21 protein-coding genes and 1 pseudogene are annotated in these 18,046 nt (G+C 43.0%); 10 read left to right on the forward strand and 12 right to left on the reverse strand.

Translation table 11 applies throughout. The annotated features are described in order from the left end of the window. Positions 1 to 190: 190 nt before the first annotated feature. The gene (locus tag Q0C29_RS01045; RefSeq protein ID WP_291998806.1) at positions 191 to 1,432 is read right to left on the reverse strand and encodes a M20 family metallopeptidase; all 1,242 of its coding nucleotides are present in this window, start codon (positions 1,430 to 1,432) and stop codon (positions 191 to 193) included. Positions 1,433 to 1,505: 73 nt separating this feature from the next. Between Q0C29_RS01045 and Q0C29_RS01050 the strand changes: the two genes are divergently transcribed. The 6 genes from Q0C29_RS01050 (at position 1,506) to Q0C29_RS01075 (ending at position 7,445) form a co-directional block, all read left to right on the forward strand. Next, entirely contained in the window at positions 1,506 to 1,718 is a 213-nt protein-coding gene (locus tag Q0C29_RS01050) for a DUF3311 domain-containing protein (protein ID WP_291998807.1), read from the forward strand. Continuing rightward, the gene (locus Q0C29_RS01055; RefSeq protein ID WP_291998808.1) at positions 1,715 to 3,181 is read left to right on the forward strand and encodes a sodium:proton antiporter; all 1,467 of its coding nucleotides are present in this window, start codon (positions 1,715 to 1,717) and stop codon (positions 3,179 to 3,181) included. Before Q0C29_RS01050 ends, Q0C29_RS01055 begins: the two co-directional genes overlap by 4 nt. A 215-nt stretch (positions 3,182 to 3,396) precedes the next feature. Beyond that, positions 3,397 to 4,617, forward strand: a complete 1,221-nt coding sequence (locus tag Q0C29_RS01060) for an acyl-CoA dehydrogenase family protein (protein ID WP_291998809.1) — start codon at positions 3,397 to 3,399, stop codon at positions 4,615 to 4,617. Positions 4,618 to 4,729: 112 nt separating this feature from the next. Next, positions 4,730 to 6,517, forward strand: a complete 1,788-nt coding sequence (glmS, locus tag Q0C29_RS01065) for a glutamine--fructose-6-phosphate transaminase (isomerizing) (RefSeq protein WP_291998810.1) — start codon at positions 4,730 to 4,732, stop codon at positions 6,515 to 6,517. 41 nt (positions 6,518 to 6,558) lie between these two features. Continuing rightward, positions 6,559 to 7,050, forward strand: a complete 492-nt coding sequence (locus Q0C29_RS01070) for a dual specificity protein phosphatase (RefSeq protein WP_291998811.1) — start codon at positions 6,559 to 6,561, stop codon at positions 7,048 to 7,050. Between the two features lie 131 nt (positions 7,051 to 7,181). Next, complete coding sequence (locus tag Q0C29_RS01075; RefSeq protein ID WP_291998812.1) at positions 7,182 to 7,445, forward strand: DUF504 domain-containing protein; 264 nt, start codon at positions 7,182 to 7,184, stop codon at positions 7,443 to 7,445. Here the strand turns inward: Q0C29_RS01075 and Q0C29_RS01080 are convergent. Then, positions 7,435 to 8,634, reverse strand: a complete 1,200-nt coding sequence (locus Q0C29_RS01080) for a hypothetical protein (RefSeq protein WP_291998813.1) — start codon at positions 8,632 to 8,634, stop codon at positions 7,435 to 7,437. The two genes, Q0C29_RS01075 and Q0C29_RS01080, sit on opposite strands and share 11 nt — an antisense overlap. Before the next feature lie 166 nt (positions 8,635 to 8,800). Between Q0C29_RS01080 and Q0C29_RS01085 the strand changes: the two genes are divergently transcribed. Continuing rightward, positions 8,801 to 9,895, forward strand: coding sequence for an NDP-sugar synthase (locus tag Q0C29_RS01085; protein ID WP_291998814.1), 1,095 nt, complete (start codon positions 8,801 to 8,803; stop codon positions 9,893 to 9,895). On the opposite strand, the gene Q0C29_RS01090 is transcribed toward Q0C29_RS01085, so the two are convergent. The 4 genes from Q0C29_RS01090 to Q0C29_RS01105 form a co-directional block, all read right to left on the reverse strand. After that, positions 9,892 to 10,173 (reverse strand): hypothetical protein, encoded by a 282-nt coding sequence (locus Q0C29_RS01090; protein WP_291998815.1) that lies wholly within the window; start codon positions 10,171 to 10,173, stop codon positions 9,892 to 9,894. The genes Q0C29_RS01085 and Q0C29_RS01090 overlap by 4 nt on opposite strands. A gap of 68 nt (positions 10,174 to 10,241) precedes the next feature. Further along, complete coding sequence (locus Q0C29_RS01095; protein WP_291998816.1) at positions 10,242 to 10,970, reverse strand: phosphoribosyltransferase family protein; 729 nt, start codon at positions 10,968 to 10,970, stop codon at positions 10,242 to 10,244. Positions 10,971 to 11,276: 306 nt separating this feature from the next. Continuing rightward, positions 11,277 to 11,693 (reverse strand): DUF86 domain-containing protein, encoded by a 417-nt coding sequence (locus Q0C29_RS01100; protein ID WP_367173594.1) that lies wholly within the window; start codon positions 11,691 to 11,693, stop codon positions 11,277 to 11,279. After that, the gene (locus Q0C29_RS01105) at positions 11,681 to 12,094 is read right to left on the reverse strand and encodes a nucleotidyltransferase family protein (protein WP_291998817.1); all 414 of its coding nucleotides are present in this window, start codon (positions 12,092 to 12,094) and stop codon (positions 11,681 to 11,683) included. Before Q0C29_RS01105 ends, Q0C29_RS01100 begins: the two co-directional genes overlap by 13 nt. 105 nt (positions 12,095 to 12,199) lie before the next feature. On the opposite strand from Q0C29_RS01105, the pseudogene Q0C29_RS10800 reads away from it, so the two are divergent. Both Q0C29_RS10800 and Q0C29_RS01115 read left to right on the forward strand, forming a co-directional pair. Then, a pseudogene (locus Q0C29_RS10800) lies at positions 12,200 to 12,494 on the forward strand (hypothetical protein); the annotation flags it as partial. Between the two features lie 195 nt (positions 12,495 to 12,689). After that, on the forward strand, positions 12,690 to 13,775 hold the full coding sequence (locus tag Q0C29_RS01115) for a family 1 encapsulin nanocompartment shell protein (RefSeq protein WP_291998819.1): 1,086 nt from the start codon (positions 12,690 to 12,692) through the stop codon (positions 13,773 to 13,775). 66 nt (positions 13,776 to 13,841) lie between these two features. Here the strand turns inward: Q0C29_RS01115 and Q0C29_RS01120 are convergent, their stop codons facing one another. The 5 genes from Q0C29_RS01120 to Q0C29_RS01140 form a co-directional block, all read right to left on the reverse strand. Continuing rightward, positions 13,842 to 14,861: a dihydroorotate oxidase gene (locus tag Q0C29_RS01120; protein WP_291998820.1), complete on the reverse strand. Its 1,020-nt coding sequence runs from the start codon at positions 14,859 to 14,861 to the stop codon at positions 13,842 to 13,844. Next, positions 14,824 to 15,363 (reverse strand): orotate phosphoribosyltransferase, encoded by a 540-nt coding sequence (pyrE, locus tag Q0C29_RS01125; protein ID WP_291998821.1) that lies wholly within the window; start codon positions 15,361 to 15,363, stop codon positions 14,824 to 14,826. Before pyrE ends, Q0C29_RS01120 begins: the two co-directional genes overlap by 38 nt. After that, complete coding sequence (pyrI, locus tag Q0C29_RS01130; protein WP_291998822.1) at positions 15,364 to 15,855, reverse strand: aspartate carbamoyltransferase regulatory subunit; 492 nt, start codon at positions 15,853 to 15,855, stop codon at positions 15,364 to 15,366. 93 nt (positions 15,856 to 15,948) lie between these two features. Beyond that, complete coding sequence (locus tag Q0C29_RS01135; RefSeq protein ID WP_291998823.1) at positions 15,949 to 16,293, reverse strand: 4Fe-4S dicluster domain-containing protein; 345 nt, start codon at positions 16,291 to 16,293, stop codon at positions 15,949 to 15,951. Between the two features lie 202 nt (positions 16,294 to 16,495). Further along, positions 16,496 to 16,810, reverse strand: a complete 315-nt coding sequence (locus Q0C29_RS01140) for a hypothetical protein (RefSeq protein ID WP_291998824.1) — start codon at positions 16,808 to 16,810, stop codon at positions 16,496 to 16,498. 82 nt (positions 16,811 to 16,892) lie between these two features. Here Q0C29_RS01140 and Q0C29_RS01145 point away from each other — a divergent pair, with 82 nt between their 5' ends. Next, a complete protein-coding gene (locus tag Q0C29_RS01145) occupies positions 16,893 to 17,339 on the forward strand; it encodes a carbon monoxide dehydrogenase subunit G (protein ID WP_291998825.1) in 447 nt (148 codons plus the stop codon). Positions 17,340 to 17,343: 4 nt separating this feature from the next. Here the strand turns inward: Q0C29_RS01145 and Q0C29_RS01150 are convergent. Further along, the coding region (locus Q0C29_RS01150) for an ABC transporter permease (RefSeq protein WP_291998826.1) at positions 17,344 to 18,046 on the reverse strand (703 nt) is incomplete at its 5' end.

Raw genomic sequence — 18,046 nt, forward strand, 5'->3', positions numbered from 1 at the left:
TAGTAAGCACAACACTAGTAATAGGCATAGTAATCATAGTGATTATAGTAGCAGCAATAGCAGCAATAATAGCACTAAGAAGAAGATAATAGAATATGAAAATAAAAATCAATTTAATTTAAAATTAAATTAGTTTTATTCCCACCTTAAATCTAAGGATGCTTTATTATTTACTTCAGGAAGTTTTGTTTCACTGTCTTAAACCCAAGTATTTCTCCACTGTATATTTTATGGTGTTATAGGTGTTCACCAGATCCTTCACAGTAACGTATTCATCATAAGTGTGTGCTAATGTTAATTCTCCTGGTCCATATATTACGGTAGGTATACCCTTAAGCCTTAAGTACCTGCCATCAGTGGCTCCGGTCATTATTATTGGCTTAGCCTCAGTTCCCTGCTTGCCTATGCCTTCACGTATCAGTTGAATTAATCTCTCACTTGAGGGTGTGTAGTTTGGTTCACTGGTGTCCAATACCTCTACTTCAACTAATCCACCTAGGGTATTCCTCAACTTATCAATGACATTGCTTGGTGAAACACCAGGCGGTACCCTCATGTCTAATTCTAACTCCGCGTAGTCTGGGACCATGTTTACCTTAGACCCACCTTTAATTACACCTGGATTAAAGGAAACTGAGCCTATTGTGCGTCTAAAATCATCCTCACTTAACTTTAATCCGCTCCTTAAGGCTCCCTCCAAGTAAACCCTTGATGAGTTATCAATAGCTTCAATTAAGTCTTGAGGTAGTTTAATACCCCTGTTGATTTCATTAACAGCATCCTGAGCCTTCTCAATAGCCTTAATCAGCTTCATTATGGCGTTATCCCCAAGCAAAGGTAAGCTACCGTGAGCCGGCCTACCCCTAGCAATTAGCTTCACTTGACTCAACCCTTTCTCAGCTATGCAGTACTTATCAAAGCCTGTGGGTTCAGCAACTATAGCTGCGTCGCCGGCTAATACGTTATCCTTAACTAAAGCCTCAACACCAGCATGCCCACCCACTTCCTCATCCGCCGTAGCTGAGAAGACCAGTGAACCAGCACCCTTCTTCTCGATTAATGGACCTAATTCAGCGAAGACCATCATTATGACGGCCACCCCGCCCTTCATGTCTGTTGAACCTCTCCCGTAAACCTTATCTTCAATAATCCTGCCTGAGAAGGGTGGGTAAGTCCACTTACTTAAGTCGCCTGGTGGTACAACGTCAGTATGGCCATTAAGTATAATTACCGGCTTACCTTTGCCTACTCTTGCTATTAAATTGGGCTTACCCTTAACATACTCGTATATACTGCTTGAGAACCCTCTTTCACTAAGCCAATTCTTAATGAACTCAACAACCTTGGTTACGTCGCCTGGTGGATTAACACTATCTATTTGAACTAAGCGTGATGTTAATTCAGCCAGCTGACTCCCTACTTCACTAGCCATTATTAAACACCAAGTAGGATAAATTTAAGCATTACTAGGGTAATGCTTTAAAGCACAAGAATAAAACTAGCATATGGTTGTTAACTCAAAGAACATAATCAAAGTTATATTGCTAATACTAGTGCCGTGGATATTCATAGTTTTCGCCGCTCCACTGTATAATAAGTCATCCCCAGAGTTAGGTGGTTGGCCATTCCTATGGTGGTACCTCTTCGCCTGGGTCTTTATTCAACCAATCATAACTTATATAGTTTACCGCATTATAGATAAGGGTGGTGAATCATGATTTTCGCAGCCATTGATTACGCAATATTCTTCATACTGGTTGGATTAGCTGTGGTTGCTGGTTTCCTTGGCAGTAAGTGGAGGGCACCGGATTTCACTAGGATAGCTGAGTGGAGTCTGGGTGGTATGAGGTTTGGCGCATTCATAGTGTGGTTCCTAATGGGTGCGGACATATATACGGCCTACTCATTAATATCAATACCTGGCGCAGCCTACTCCCTGGGTGGTTTCATACTTTACGCGGTGGTTTATGGTTCAGTATCTTACCCGTTCCTATACATTGTTGCAACGAAATTCTACAGGATAGCTAAACGTCGTAGTTACATCACCGCTGGTGATTATGTTAGGGATAGATTTGATAGTGGTGTATTGTCGTTGTTAATTTCATTAACCGGTATAATAGCCATGCTTCCCTACATTGCCTTACAGATAGTTGGTATTAGATACGTCTTAGACGCCATGGGCTTCCCTGTACTTCCAAGTTTCATAATAGCCTACATAATAGTTGCACTATTCGTAGCCATAAGTGGCTTAAGGGGACCTGCCTTAAGTTCACTGATAAAGGATGCCATACTATGGGGTGTGATACTTACGGTAGTCATCGCATTAGGCATCCGCTTCAATGGCTTCGGCCCGATCTTCACTCAACTGGGTCCATCCCATTACTTAATACCCAGCAAACTAATGATTGGTTACATTACGTTAGCCTTCGGTAGTGGTATATCATGGCTGCTCTTCCCTAACCTGCTAGTTGGCTTATTGGGCTCTAAAAGCGAGAACGTGATTAGGAAGAATTCAGTATTCCTCCCACTTTACCAAGTTTGGTTAATCTTCCTAGCCATCATGGGTCTAGTGGCCTTAGCCAAGAACCTAGTCCCAAGCGGTGTCTCAAGCCTAGCCTTCCCCTCAGTCCTGAACGCCTACTTCCCAAGCACCTTCGTGGCCGTGGCCTTCGCAGGTATTGTGATAGGGAGTATGGTTCCAGCTGGGTTACAAAGCCTGGGCGCGGCTAACTTAATAACGAGGAACATTTACTTAGACTTCATAAATAAGAGGGCTACGGAAAAACAGCAGGTTCTCTGGGGTAGGGTAGCAGTCTTCATAATGGTAATAGCTTCCCTAATATTCGCCCTAGTCCCAGCTGCCAGTGGCCTAATATTCTACCTATTGACCTTCTCCTACGCCTGGCTTCTCCAAACACTACCAGCAATAATACTGTCAATGTACTGGTACGATCTAGATAAGTACAGTGTAGCAGCTGGGTGGGCTGTGGGTACTGGTTTAGTTACCTATGGCTTAATAACAGTAGGCTTCTCCTCATCATTACTGCCCTGGTTCTATGACATGTACGTTGGCCTACTGGGCCTAATAGTGAATCTAGCCGTAATGCTAGTGGTTTATGCCTTAGTTAAGGCACTTAGGGTTAAAGTAAGCAGTAGGCTTAATCCAAGTGAATTACTTTAACCTAATCCTCTTAATCAAATCACCCGCATCATCATATATGCTTATACTAGTAGCATTAACTGAAGGTCTAACATACCTTATAATTCAGTTAATCCCCTTACACCTTAAAGGCCTTGAGGTCTCAGGGGTTATAGTCCTTTGGTGAATGATGCTTTATTAAACCCTGAGCTTAAAGGTGGCTTACTTTTAAAATTCCCTGAGGTAGTCTAGGTGAAATGGACTTTAATCTCAGTCAGGAGGAGGAGTTATTCAGGAGGAGTGTGGTTGAGTTCACTGAGAGGTATGTTAAACCAAACTGGGCTTTGGTGGATGACGGTAAGTACCCATTAATTAACATAGTTAGGAGGATGAGTGAATCAGGCTTATTAGGCGTGCCCTTTGATTCAAGGTATGGTGGGCAGGATGGCACATTCACCATGAGTGCCTTAGCCACGGAGGAATTGGCCTATGCGGACCCCTCCTTAGCAACCCCAGTCTTCTACTTACTTAACACTGCCTGGCCGTTTATTGTTCAAAGGTATGGGAGAGAGGAGGTTAAGGAGGAGGCGTTACCCAGGGTTATTAAGGGTGTTGGCTTCATTGGGATAGCCTCCACTGAACCCCAGGGTGGTAGTGATGTGGCATCAACTAGGCTTGAGGCTAGGAGAAGTAATGGTGCATGGAGCCTTTACGGTGAGAAGAACATTGTTACGGGGGTTTCACTAGTGGTGAGCGACATGGATTACGGGGGTTTCGTAACAATAGCCAGGACGGCACCCATTGAGACTAGGCATAGGGGTTTAACCTCCCTCTTAGCCTTAGTGAAGAGTGACGGTAAGGTACTTAGTGGTTTTGAATACGGTAGCTATGAGGATATTGGAAGAAGGGGACTTGTAACTAATTACATTAGGTTCAATGGGCTAACGGTTAAGGAACCCTACACCCTTGGTGAGGTTAATGGTGGATTTAAGGTTCTAATGGAGGGTTTCGACATTGCGAGGGTGCTCATAGCAGCAGCCTCAGTGGGGGTTACTAGGTGGCTTCTGGATCAGTCAAGGGACTGGATTAAGTCTAGGGTAGTTTTCGATAAGCCAATAGCCTCATACCAGTCAATAAGCTTCAAGTATGCTGAATTAGCCGCTAAGCTTGAGCAAGCTAGGTTACTTACCTATAAGGCTGCCTGGTTAACTGACAAGTACTTCATACTTAATGACTCCTCAGTTAATGTACTTACCGTAGCTACCTTTAACGCCATGGCTAAGATGACTGCGGTTGAATTAGCTGTTGAGACAGCCCTAGAGGCAATGAGGTGGTTTGGCGGGGCCAGTTACTTCAAGGAGTCTAACATAGCTAGGGCACTCCTTGGTGCATTAAGCTACTACGTTGGTGCTGAAGGTACTGGTAACATAATGAGGCTCATAGTGGCCAGGAACCTAATAGGTAGGGAGGTTACTTGATGGTTAACCCTGTTTATACTTTAAAATTCATATATCTATATATTCAATTTAATTAGGCAGTTAACATATTTAGCCTAACATTTATTAGTTACCCTAAAAGCTAGGACTTAAAATGGGTGGAATATTCGGTCTCGTATCCAATATTAGGCCCGTTGCCCCTGTGATTAGGATTGGTCTCGAAAGGCTGATGCATAGGGGTATTGATGGGACAGGTATAGCCACGGTGCATAATGGTGTTATTCACATTAAGAAGGATGTGGGTAAGGTGACTGACGTACATAGTAAGCTTAACCTAGATGACTTACCCGGCTACGTGGGTATTGGACATGTTAGGTCAGCCACACACGGTAGGCCTGTTTACGAGAACACTCACCCGGTCCAAGACTGTACCGGTAGCGTTGCATTAGTTATGGATGGTGTAGTCTCGGATTATGATGAGATCAGGAGGAGACTTGAGAGGAGACATAAGTTAACCTCCAGGACAGATGCTGAGGCCTTAGCCCATATTCTTGAGGATGAGTTAAAGGGTGGTAAATCAGTGAAGGAGGCCTTATCGTCAATAACAAGGCAGATTAAGGGTTACTACACCATTGCAGTTCTCCACAAGGATGAGGAGCGGATTTACGCATTAAGCATGGGTAATCCACTGGTTATAGGTGTTGGTGACAGGGAGTACTTCGTATCCTCTGAGGAGCAGGCAATACCAGTTAAGCTGCAGTTGGTTTACTTCATGGAGCCTAATCAAATGGCAGTGGTGGGTAAGGATGGTGTGGAGTTCTACGATGCATCATCATTAAGTAAGGTTGAGCCATCACCCCACTTGGCGTCTCAAGCAACAGTGGAGGTGGTTAAGGGATCATTCCAACACTACATGATTAAGGAAATTTACGAGGAACCTGAGGTGTTGGCTAGGGCTGTTAATGTGCTTCAAAGGGAATACCTTGATGATGCAGCCTCAATAGTGGCTAAGGCTAAGAACATAATATTCACCGGCTCAGGAACCTCCTACTACGCCTCCCTAATTGGTAAATATTACCTGGAGGAATTGGGTGGGGTTAAGGCTGATGCAGTACCCGCTGGCGAATTCCCCTACCTGGGTATTAGGTATGTTGAACCAGGTACATTAATAATAGCAGTTAGTCAGTCTGGTGAATCAACCGATATAATTAGGGCCATTAGGTGGGCTAAGAGGAAGGGCGCTATAGTGCTTAGTATTGTTAATAGGCTTGGTTCAGCCTTAATGAGGGAATCCAACGTCTACCTACCAATGGGTGCTGGACCAGAGTTGGCTGTACCGGCAACAAAATCCTTCGTAGCATCAATAGCTATAATGCTTCAATTAGCCTACGCCATTAAGGGTAATGTTAATGACGCTAGGGTTCTCATTAATAAAGCCATAGTCCTGCTTAATAATCAAATAAACCAAGTTAGGGATGATGCGAGGCGCATTGCTAAACTAGTGTCGAACTATAATAATACATACGTAATATCAGGTGGACCAATCGGTTTACCACTAGCCATGGAGGCGGCATTGAAGCTTAAGGAAGCAGCTCAGGTTCACTCAGAGGCATTCAGTTTCAGGGAGTTTAAACATGGACCAATAACCCTAATATCTAAGGAGTTCCCCACAATAGCAATAATGCCTGGTAACGATGTTGATGATGAAATGGTTAACGTTGTTTCAGAGGTATGGTCCCGTGGAGGATACACAGTGGTTATCACGCAGAGGAATAAGGAGGTAACGGGAGACCAGGTTATTTACCTAGAACGTATGGGTAATAGGTTAATAGTACCGCTCGTGTACCCATCAGTAATTCAATTATTAGCCTACGAGATTGGGGTAGCTAGGGGAATTGATGTTGATAACCCACATAACTTAAGTAAAGTAGTGACGACGTAGCATGAGGAAAGTAGAAAAAGGCGGCATCACTGGGATAATTCATGAACTGCCCCTACTGGGTTATTAAGGGTAAGTTAGCTGGCTCATGTGCCCCAAGGGGAGCGAAGGACCTTGAGACATGGAGTAAGATAGGTATTAGGGCTGTTGTGTCCTTAATTGAGGAGTTTGAGTTCAATGAGTTAGGTTTCCCCTTCAATAATTACGTTGAAGCCTTAAGGAGGCTCAACATTAGGCTACTTTACTCACCTACTAAGGATGGTGAGTCACCGCCACTTGATGAGTTCATGGCCATACTCAAGTGGATTGATGAAAGGGTTAGTGAAAACGAACCAGTGTTGGTTCACTGTAATGCGGGTGTTGGCCGCTCCCCTACGGTTATAATAGGTTACTTAATGTTTAAAGGATATAGTTTAAAGGAGGCCTATAGGCTTGTCTCAAGCGTAAACGATAAAGTCTCACTTAGTTTCACTCAAGCATTAGCATTAGAGGAGCTTGAGAAGTTAACAAGAGGGGGGAGGAATCTTGCGTTTTAATGTGAAGCGAACCTTAATTACTGCATTAACTCATAGACTTGAATCATTTACTGTGAATTAACTCTATGTAATATGATTCTTAAGGGCACTGGCACGTATGTTTTTTAAATTCATGAAAGTACTAAGGGTAGATGGGTAGGAATAGGCTTAGGGATATTTTTAATAGGATAATTTGGACTAACGTGAGGAATGAGTACGAGGTAGTCATAGTATCAAGGGGGGAGCCAGGTGACGTTAAGGTGCTGCCATTAAGTGGCCTAGTTAAGGCTAGTAAGGATGGTATAGTAATAGGGATTAATGGAGCTGAATCCTTTATACCATACCACAGGATTCTACTGGTAAAGAGCAGTAATGGGGTGGTGATTTACAGGAAAGGCATGAAGTTTAATGGGTAAGCCAACTACCCAAAATGCTCTTGGCCTTATCAAGAGTACTTTCACTCACCTCAACCCCAACCTCCTTCAGTCTCCTCATTAACTCATAAGCGTCTAGGGATAGGTTAAGCCCCATTAGCGTTAAGGCTACTGCAACCTTAACCCCATTAACGCCACCTGCCTTAGCCAAGGCCTTAACCTCCAGGTAAAGCCTAACCTGCTTCTCATCAATACCTAATTCACCAGCAACCCCCCTTAACCCCAGGTTCCTTATAGTGTTAATTAAACCCTCGAAGCCCCCATACTTCTGGTTAACTAACCAGTCAATGTTAATAATGGCTGCCGTCAAATACTTCATGAACAGCCTCCCCTTACCCTCCTCATCATTGACCAATTGCAGTGCTGAACCATAGGCAGCCTTAGCCTCCTCAGCAGTCTCCGGCTCCTCCTGAGTTATGTTAAGCAGCATGTCACCCGCCTCCTCATAGTAGGCTGGGTCACCTTCCTCAATAGCGTCAATTAACCTAGCCATAGCGCTGCACCTAATGGCTTCAGTTAAATACTCCTTACTCCACCTGGCCGCTGAGGCGCATTGAAGGTATGTTGACCTGGCGTTATCTAAATCACCATGAGTTAAATAATACTTGGCTAATTCCATTAGTCCTGTTAACCTAACCTCAAGTGCATTAGTTAACTCACCTAAGTCCTCGTAGTACCTATAGGCCTCTGAGAAGTGGCCCATGGCTTCATTAATTAACCTAAATTCAGCGTCATGATTACCGTTACTGTGCTCGGTTTCTGAGGATTCAAGGTTCATTAGCCCCTGGCATAATTCCATAAGTGCCCTTAACCTTATTGAGCCTTCTCTAGTCGCATCATTAATTCTACTCCTAAGTAGCTCCATAGCCTTACTCAACTTACCCTTCTCCATTAGTGCTTCAACTAGTTTAATCAATAGATCAATGTTTCTTATGCTACTTGGATCAACACCACTAATTAAGGCAATCACCTTACCGCTCAATTCCATGTTGAGCAATGATTCAACATCACGCTCACCCAGTTCCTTACCAGTTTCCTCAAGGAGACTATCTGGGAGTTCACTAAGATGCCTAAGTAACGTACCTTTACCCCTAGGTAATTCCCTGACTTCCTTAATAATCCTAGTCTTAATGCAGTCCAAGTTCCATAGGCACTCCTCAGCTATGCTCATTCCTTTAATCTCAGTGGGGCTTAGTTTTAAACTAGTGCCCTTAATTCAAAGTATTAAAGCCATGGCCTGCTCGCTTAATCTCCATTAATTCTACTTAACCTAGTTTAAGGTGTTTTAGTGCTTTGCAGTGCTAAATGTTTATTAATTGGATTCCTACTAGTAATATATGGTTGACGTAATTATACTGGCAGGGGGATACGCCACTAGGCTTAGGCCCCTTACATTCACTAAGCCTAAGCCTCTGCTTCCAATACTTAATAAGGCTGTCATAGACTGGATCCTTGAATCCGTCACAAGGGTTAAGCCAAGTGACGTGTTCTTATCCGTCAGATACATGAGTGATCTTATTGAGAAGCACGTTAACCATAAGTGGGCTTCATTGAAGGGTATAGTTAACATAATTAGGGAAGATAAGCCCCTTGGTGACGGTGGCCCTGTTTCATACATAGCCAGCATGCGTGAGCTTGATGATGTTATAGTAGTCTTTAACGGTGACATATTCACTAAAATTGACTTAGAGGATGCCATTAACGAGCATGTTAGTAAGGGGGCTTTAGCCACAATATGCTTAACCCAGGTTAATGATGTATCGCAGTATGGTGTAGTCACTCTCGGTAAGGATAATTTAGTGACTGGGTTCATTGAGAAGCCTGAACCAGGCAATGCACCATCAAACCTAATTAATGCCGGTGTATACATATTTAGTAAGGATGCGCTCAAGTACTTCCCTAAGCCTGGCACTTTCGGTAAGTTAGCTATCGATATCTTACCAAGGATGATTAAGGATCATAAGGTGTATGGCTACGCTCTGAAAGGGTATTGGTATGACATAGGTACGATTACGTCATACTTAGACGCCAACTTCAGGGCTCTTGACGAGTATTGCAGGGATTGCCCAGTGCCTAATAATGATGCCTTAATTAAGCCCCCAGCCTTCATAGGTGAGAATGTTACAATAGAGCCTGGGGCTGAGGTAGGCCCATATGTAGTCGTGTTGAGTAATTCAAGGATTGGCGCCCATAGTAGGGTTAAGTATTCCGTCATAATGGATAACACTACTATTGAGAATGGGGCCTACATTGACTTAGCTGTACTGGGGTCTGACGTATTTGTGGGTAAGTGGGCTAGGATTGAGAAGGGTGTTGTTGTTGGTGATGGAAGCTACATAGGTGACCATGTTTTAATAAATAGGGATTCAATAATTGGGCCCTTCAGGGAGGTTAATCAAAGCATATACGAGGTAGGTAAGATACTGCTTTAATGAGCATTAAGAATTATCGCTATTATTAATAAAACCCAGCCTATTGCAATTAACACACCCAGCACCTTCTTAAAGGCTGCCACGAACACTAGGAGCAGGTATAATGCCGTTAATGATATTAGCAGGGCAATGGCGTTACCGTAAGTATTGGCTAAGGCCGGGTTAGCCTTGAAGATTGTCTCCTGAAGAATGTACTGCAGTAGACTAACTAACCCATTGTAGGCGTATACAAGGAGCTTGAAGACCTCATTCATTATTACTGCAGTGCTTATGGCCATATACCTAAGCCTTATACTTCATTTATAAGTATTACACACATAGAGCAGTAGTAGGAAGGAATAGACTACTACTCAATTGTGTATATGATATCTAGCACTACCCCACTTATCCTGCTCCTAATGGCCTTTGCAACATCCTTACTAGCCGCCACTAGTATGGATACCCCTACTAGGCTTGCCCCAGATTGCCTTATTATGCTTAGTAATGCATCCATTGTTCTCCCTGATCTTACAATATCATCAATGAGTATTACTGAATCATCCTTAGTGAGTAATGGCTTAGGTATGTATAGGTTAACCTTCCTAGGCGGTGAATCAACGACGTAGGTGGCCTCATAGTGCTGCTCAAAGCCGGCATCCATGTACTGCTTAGCTATGGTTAACTCAGCGTTTAAGGCGTATGAGGCTGCCATGGCTAATGGTATACCGTCAACTGCCGCGGTCAAGACCTTAGTAACCCTCAATCCAGAGAAGGTTTCGAGAACATGCTTCTCGTAAAGCCTAAGCACCATTGGTTCAAGTACTATGGAGCTTAAGTCAATGTAATTACCATTAACCTTAATTAACTTAGATATTACGCTTTTAATATCGGCCATGGGTTTAAGAACCTTAACAATGTTCTCAGCAACCTTAGCGGAAGGTAAGACCTCCATGTTGGCGTAACGGCATAGTGTTGATTCAGGTATATTAAGCATACTTGAAAGCTGCTTAAATGATAGCGAGTAAACCCTCTTAACCGCATTAATGTAGAACACGGCATCCAATTGCAGGCTAACTTTCTCCCTCCTCCTCATCATTAAATCAGTTGAGTAAAGGGATTATTAAACCTAACTGACTTAATGAACTGAAATGTTTATAAACCAAAACCAACACCTAATGCTTGGTGATCGGCGCCGGCTAAAGTGGGCCTTTCGATGGGGTTTAACCCAGAAGTGAGCCCGTGACCCGGGTTCAAATCCCGGCCGGGGCACCATGATTGTTTTCCTTCATTTAACCTGGATCGAATGCATTGCGTGGTCTATAATTTCGCATGTAAGGTTTCTACTGGGGGATACGTAAAGAATGTACTGTGGCCATGCTTTAAAGTTCCGGATCTTTAATGTTCATGGGTCCCAATACTCCTTGGCCCTATCCTTAAGTCTCAATGCTAATTCAAGTATTCTTCTATAGTCTCTTGACTTAAGTATTTCATTAATGACTCCAATATCTAATGTTGCGTATCCATGTACTATAATGTTTCTGAAACCTATTATTGATCTTATGAAAGCCTCCTCCTCACTAGTTACTAAACCATTCTCCCTTAATCTAACTGCTAGCCTAACGTAACCTTCGCTTGCTACACCCATATTTGATAATAATCGCTGGCACATATCAATTAACGCTTGTGCTTGTACCTGCAGGGCATGTAAAACAGTGAGTTGATTCCGCCAGTCAGTTAGGTCGTATTCTTGGTCTACTAATTCATCAAGCTTTTTGGTCATATCCTCAATAATACTCAGTAACTTATTTAAGACCGCCATCGTTTCACCAATGCATGGGCGGCATTTTCCACGATGTTAAGTTTAGCTGCGTCAATCAGGAAGTCCTCGCATATTGAGGCTCTTCTATGCATCCTGAACCAAGCCTCCTCGCTCGCCATATATAGTATCATGCCGTCACTGAAGGCTTCGTGTATTAAGTAACAGTCAGTTTCATCACTAATGGGTACTAAGTCAATATTATCAATACTTAAGTATTCCGCCAGATCCGTAAGTAGCCTAGAGTATTCACCTAGGTTAAAGGTGTTTATGAACTCAACCGCAATATCAATATCCCTACCAACCCCTTTCTTAACAATGGATCCAAAGAGAACAGCATAATAAACTCTATAATCACTCCATGGAAAAGCCCTTAAAGCATTCACTACTGACCTATTAATCATTATGCCTATGAAGTAAATTAGTGGCTTAATAAGCTTACTTTATAGATACTAAACTTCCCAAGCTCTAAAAACTGACAGTTCCTTGTCTCTAATGGTGAGGTTTACGCTTTCTCACAAGCCCTTAATTTCCTCTCGTTGGTTACGTTGTCTTCGAGTACTTACTCCTAGTGAAGGGGAGGAGTTTCACTAAGGGGTAAAAGCAGTTAGGGAGGTTAGCAAGTTTGCTAAGAGACAGATGCTAACTCACGGTGTTATTAAGGCATTAAGAATAGGATTTAACATCATCCTAATTAACCCAAAGGGCACCACGAACTCCAAGGAGCATGATAAGGTAATGAAGGAGAAGGGGGTTGATAGCCATACAGCCTTAGTCTACCTAATAGCGTTAAGGGGATTATAAGCAATAAGAATAACTAATAATTACAAAAAATGATATAGACGAAGTCCCTTAACTCTTTTGTGAGGCTTTTTCGGTCGTGGTTCCTAAGGTTAATAATGGTTTCCCTGCATAATTTATATACTTAAGATTACTATATATTATGCTTCATTATTTTAATGAAGTGATATTTATAAATGTCCTATTTGTAGTTTAATTATGGTGTTTTCTAAGAATCCTGTGGATATTGTTAGGGATAGGAAGTTTAACCCTGGTGAGGTTTCTGATGCGCTTAGATTAGCTATTATGGCTGAGCTTGACGCAATTAACCTATATTTGCAGTTATCTAGGTTAACTGATGATGAGAAGGTTAGGAGTGTTCTTGAGGATGTTGCCAAGGAGGAGAAGGCTCACTTTGGCGAATTTCTTACGCTACTTAAGTCGCTGGATCCTGAGCAGGCAGAGCAGGTTAAGGCTGGAGCTAAGGAGGTTGAGGAACGTACGGGTATTAAGGTGGTTAATTCCGATCCTCCTCAGCAGGATGTGGTTAGGTCATCTAACTTAAGTGAAGATGAGCTTAGGTACATTGAGGGTAAGGTTAAGGAAACCGCTGATGGTGCTAGGAGGTTAAGGAAGCACATACCCCTGTACCCTGTTGGTGCCGGGTATGATTCAGTAACGTTGGAGGAGGCTATTATTGATAAGGTTATCAGTAGCTCTAGGGTAATTTTACCGCTTAAGGAGTTAAGCATCATGTTCACGGTGCCTCAAAGGCAAGTGGAGTACGCTAGGATGCGTGGTGAACGTATTTACTCAGTGGCTGCTGATCAAGCAGCCATTAGGCTTGCTAACCAGGAGGATGCGGCAATACTAGGTGACTTACTGAACCACCCTAAGGTACGCAAACTCTCCATAACATCATGGGATACGGCAGGCTCAGCTGTTGATGAGGTTTCCAGAGCCGTTAACATGCTTATGGTGGATTCAATACCTGAACCATACGTATTATTCGTAAGCCCTGGTCGGTACACTAAGTTACTGAGTGTTGTTGAGAGGACTGGAGTTATGGAGTTAAGTAGGGTTAAGTCACTGGTTAAGGATGTGGTAATTATACCTCAGTTAACTGATGACACTGCTTTGCTAATGTCAGTGAACAGCTCAACAATAGACCTAGCCATAGGCGCGGATACAGCCATAATTTACCTAGGGCCTGAGAATGATGCCCATGCCTTTAGGCTCTGGGAAACCTTAGCTGTGAGAGTTAAGGATTCAAGAGGGTTGCTTATTCTTAAGCAATCACCGTGATTACCATTGAAAGGAACAGAATTTATAATTTCCCATGCCTTTTATTCGATAAATTAAGCAATTAGGTTAAGGATAAAGGCTGCGTCTTAGCTTATTAACCGTAAGCCGCCTTAATTCACTAATAATCCTATACACTGATGCTGGGCCCTCCATTGCGAATGCGGTCACTAAACCCACTAGATCAGCCCCAGCATTAATGCCCTTAACAACGTCAACACCCCGCATGAATCCCCCCAGACCTATTATGAGTCCTCCATAGCCCATAGCCCTAGTTAACTTAAGTAGCCTAATCACAATCTCCAGTAATGGCCTTCCACTTAATCCACCGTATCCTGCAGGTAGGTTTGATTTAATCCTAAGGGTGTTTGCTATAGTTAAGCCAAAGGGATTGTGATTAATTATGAGCTTAATTAACTTTACCTCATCATTAAGGTCCTTAAGTAACGGTGCCTTAACCACTACTTTATCATAACCCTTAAGCATGGTGAGTAGACTATTGAGCCTTTGATGCTCAATCCATGATCCACTATACGTTGGGCTACTTATGTTTACTTCAATGAAGTCTAGGCAATTAAAGAAGGGTGTTAAGGAGTCTATGGCTAGCTTAATCTCAATTTCATTGAAACCTGCAACGCTAACACCAAGTAACTTACTCTTCGGCCACCTACCGCATTCTTTATCCAGGATTCCCTTCAGGTAAGCCACCCCCATTGATGGTAACCCCATTGCATTAACCATAACTCCCAATTCAGGGTACCTCAACATCCTTGGCTTAGGGTTACCTGCCCTAGGCCTTAATGTTACTGAACCCACTGTGTGGAAGCCAATGGGTAGTTTAGCCATGAACCCCATGAGTAAGCCATCCTTATCCAATCCAGCACCAATACCTACTGGTGATTCTATGGTCCTATTAAGTATCCTTAACCTATACGGTAATCCACCACTTAGCATGGTTAGAATACCTGCTACGAGTCTAGCTGTGTGGGTCCTCAGGAGTAGGTGTGCTAAGTCGTGGGTTAAGTCTGGTGGTAGGTAGCTTAATGGCTGTTTAAGCATTGTTAATTCCCATGGCGTTGAATAAGTCATTGATGGTTAATATTGACCATGCCTTATACCCAGCCTTCCTAACTGCCTCAAGTCCACCCTCAAGCCTATCAACAATTACAGCAACCTCAACAACCCTTAACCCATTACCCTCAAGAACCCTTGCTGAGTCAAGTAGGGTACCACCTGTGGTTACCACATCATCAATGAGTAGGACACCTTCACCACCCTTGTAATATCCCTCAATCCTTCTTCCAGTACCATGACTCTTCTCAGTCCTCCTAACGTACAATGTACCCTTACCTAACCTGTAGGCTAGCATTGATGCCCAAGGTATGCTGCCACTTTCAATTCCAGCAATTAAATCAACACCACCCCCAATTCTTCGGGCTAGTTCCTCAACTATAGGCTTATAGACCTCTGGTATTGATATGCCAATCCTCATGTCAATGTAGTACTTACTCTTGGTACCACTTGATAGCGTGAAGTCACCGAACTTAACCACACCATACTTAATCAGTAGTCTCGCTAGGTCACTGCTCATTCACCTCTCACCCATTAATTGAGCATTAATATCATCAATCGTTAAGTATGTTCCACAGTATTGGCATTGGAGAATGGGTTGATCCAAGTGAAGCACCTTAAAGGCTGGTACAGCATCCTCCCTAGGCTGGTTAGTTATGCACTTAGGGTTCCTACACCTAACAACACCCTTAACTGTTTCAGGGAGTTTAACCTGAAACTTCTTAATAACAGAGTAATCCCTAATTATGTTTATTGTGGCTGTTGGCGCTATTAGGGATATTAGGTTTAGCTCATCATCGCTTAGTTCCTTACCCTCAATCTTAACAATATCCTTCCTTCCCATTCTACGGCTATCCACATTCATAACCAACGCAATCCTACCCTCCCCACCCCTCAGCCTAAGTACCCTAAGGACTATTAAGGCCCTGCCAGCCGGTATGTGGTCAATAACTATACCATCCCTAATCTTACTCACTATTAAGTCCCTTTCCTGAGCCTTACTGGACATCATTTCTTCGTGGTGCTGACGCTAATTAACTTTTCGTTTAAGAGGGAACTTTAAACAAACATTGTTAATTTTTAAGCCAATTAGCCTCTTAATAAATCATGCTGAAATAGGATTGCCGGTGATACCGTACTTCTTCTTCCACTCCTCAAATATCTGCTGCTCCTCGGGTGTTAATTGCCTAGTGATCCTATACCACTCATTCTTAGCCTTAGACTCAGCCGGAGCCTCACTACTCTTCCATATGCAGTTAACTGGGCAGACTGGGATGCATTCGAAGTCATCCTTACAGAAGTCCCAAATAAGCCTGGCCTTACCATTCTCGTTCAATTCAAGGGCATTGTATGGACAAACGGAGATGCATGCACCACAGCCGATGCAAGTATCCATATCAACCACAACCCTCTGGTACTTAGCCAGCTCAGGTCCCGTCACTGTGGACATACTTATCACTCTGGGGGTTACTTACGTGTAAATAACGTTTAGCCTATGGACCCCTAAGTGAACTAATCCATTGGAGTCCACGGTTCATTTATATTTAGTTGACTAATGCAACACCCACCTGCTATATAATGAGTTAAATATTTTCAAACAAATAACCCACACTAACTGAGTTGACTCTGCCGCATTACTCCTTAAGTCTCATTTACTGCAGTAGCACTACTTGAATGTACTTGTCTCCCCGTCTCTTAACCCTATACTTGTGCGTTGACCCATCCTTAAGGACAACTAACTCCCCTCTAATCCCCTTCTTAACGGCTCTCCAGCTTGTTGAGAAGTAGAATTCCCCCTCAGCATACTTGGATCTGGCTATTGGGTATGCTGCATTATTATATATTATAACGCCCACGCTCCACTCTGGAGCCTTCCTGGCAACCTCCTTAACATCCAATTCCCCTTCCTCTCCACCCTCCTCTTCCTCCTCATCCCTCTCTGGATGTTCCTCGTCTTCAGCCACCATTAAGTCTCACCTGGCTTATTTATAAAACATACGTCCACTTAAGCGAGAAGGATTTTTAACACCACCCTGGCTCTGTTGAATTATGAAGCTTAATGGTCAAAAACCCTGGGGTGATGGCGTTAATGTTGAGAACCTGTGGCAGTTAATTGAAAACAATACGCTAGCACTAGTTAAATGCGTACCAGATACTAGTGATATTAGGCAAGTTAATCCCCAGGAGTTTGAGTTCAAGATAATGGTTCGCATGGGTCCAGTTAGTGGAACCTTTAATTCAAGGGTTAAAATAGAGAGCATTGATAAGGCATCCGGGAGAGTCGCAATGACTCTGAACTCTAAGGGGCCTGGTGCAGTTATGAATGCTTCAATAACGGCTACCATAAGTCAAACAGGCGTATCCTACGATGCTGACGTCAACCTAAGCGGCTTACTTGCAGCTGTTGGGGAGAGGTTAATTAGGAATTACATTGATGGTAAGCTTAATGAGTTCCTAAACAATCTAGTTAAGCTAGCTAAGACTGGTCAATGCTAAGAGCCTACCTCCTCAGTCTTGGGTTTATTGCCTCATCTATCCCGTAGGCTAACTCTATGAGGCCAACCATGAATAATGTCACAAATATTGTTGGGAAGAGGAAGTACCATATTGCTGATGAGCCATAAGCTGCACCTAATGATAATGCATTATTAATCATGTAACCCCAGTTAGTTGGGTCAAAGGGAAGCAGGCCTAAGTAGTATAATCCAACCGCAGCGTAGAGTGAACCTTCCATGTTAAGAATTAGGTTAATCCAAACATAGGGTAATACTATTGGTAAAATCTCCCTAAGAAGAATGAAGCCCCACCCTAATCCAAGCACCTTAGAGACTTCAATATAGGGATACTCCTTGGATGCTAGTACCTGTGACCTAACGGACCTAGCTAACCCAGTCCAACCAGTTATACTTAAGACTCCAGCCAGTATGAGTGGGTTAGTTGTATGAACCATTACTGCTACTATCACAGTTATAAGTAGACTTGGTATGGTTAATAATGCGTCATTGAATAACATTATTATTGAATCAACAATACCTCCGAAGTATCCTGAAATTAACCCTACAATTAATCCAATTAATGTAGTGTATAATCCTGCTAAGAAACTTATCTCAATGATAAATGGTGCTCCATTGGCTATATCAATCAGAATTGGTTCACCTACGTTGTCTGTTCCGAACCAGTATATTGGTGGCCAGAGCCTAGGT

Source organism: Caldivirga sp. (assembly GCF_023256255.1).
Classification (GTDB): Archaea; Thermoproteota; Thermoprotei; order Thermoproteales; family Thermocladiaceae; genus Caldivirga.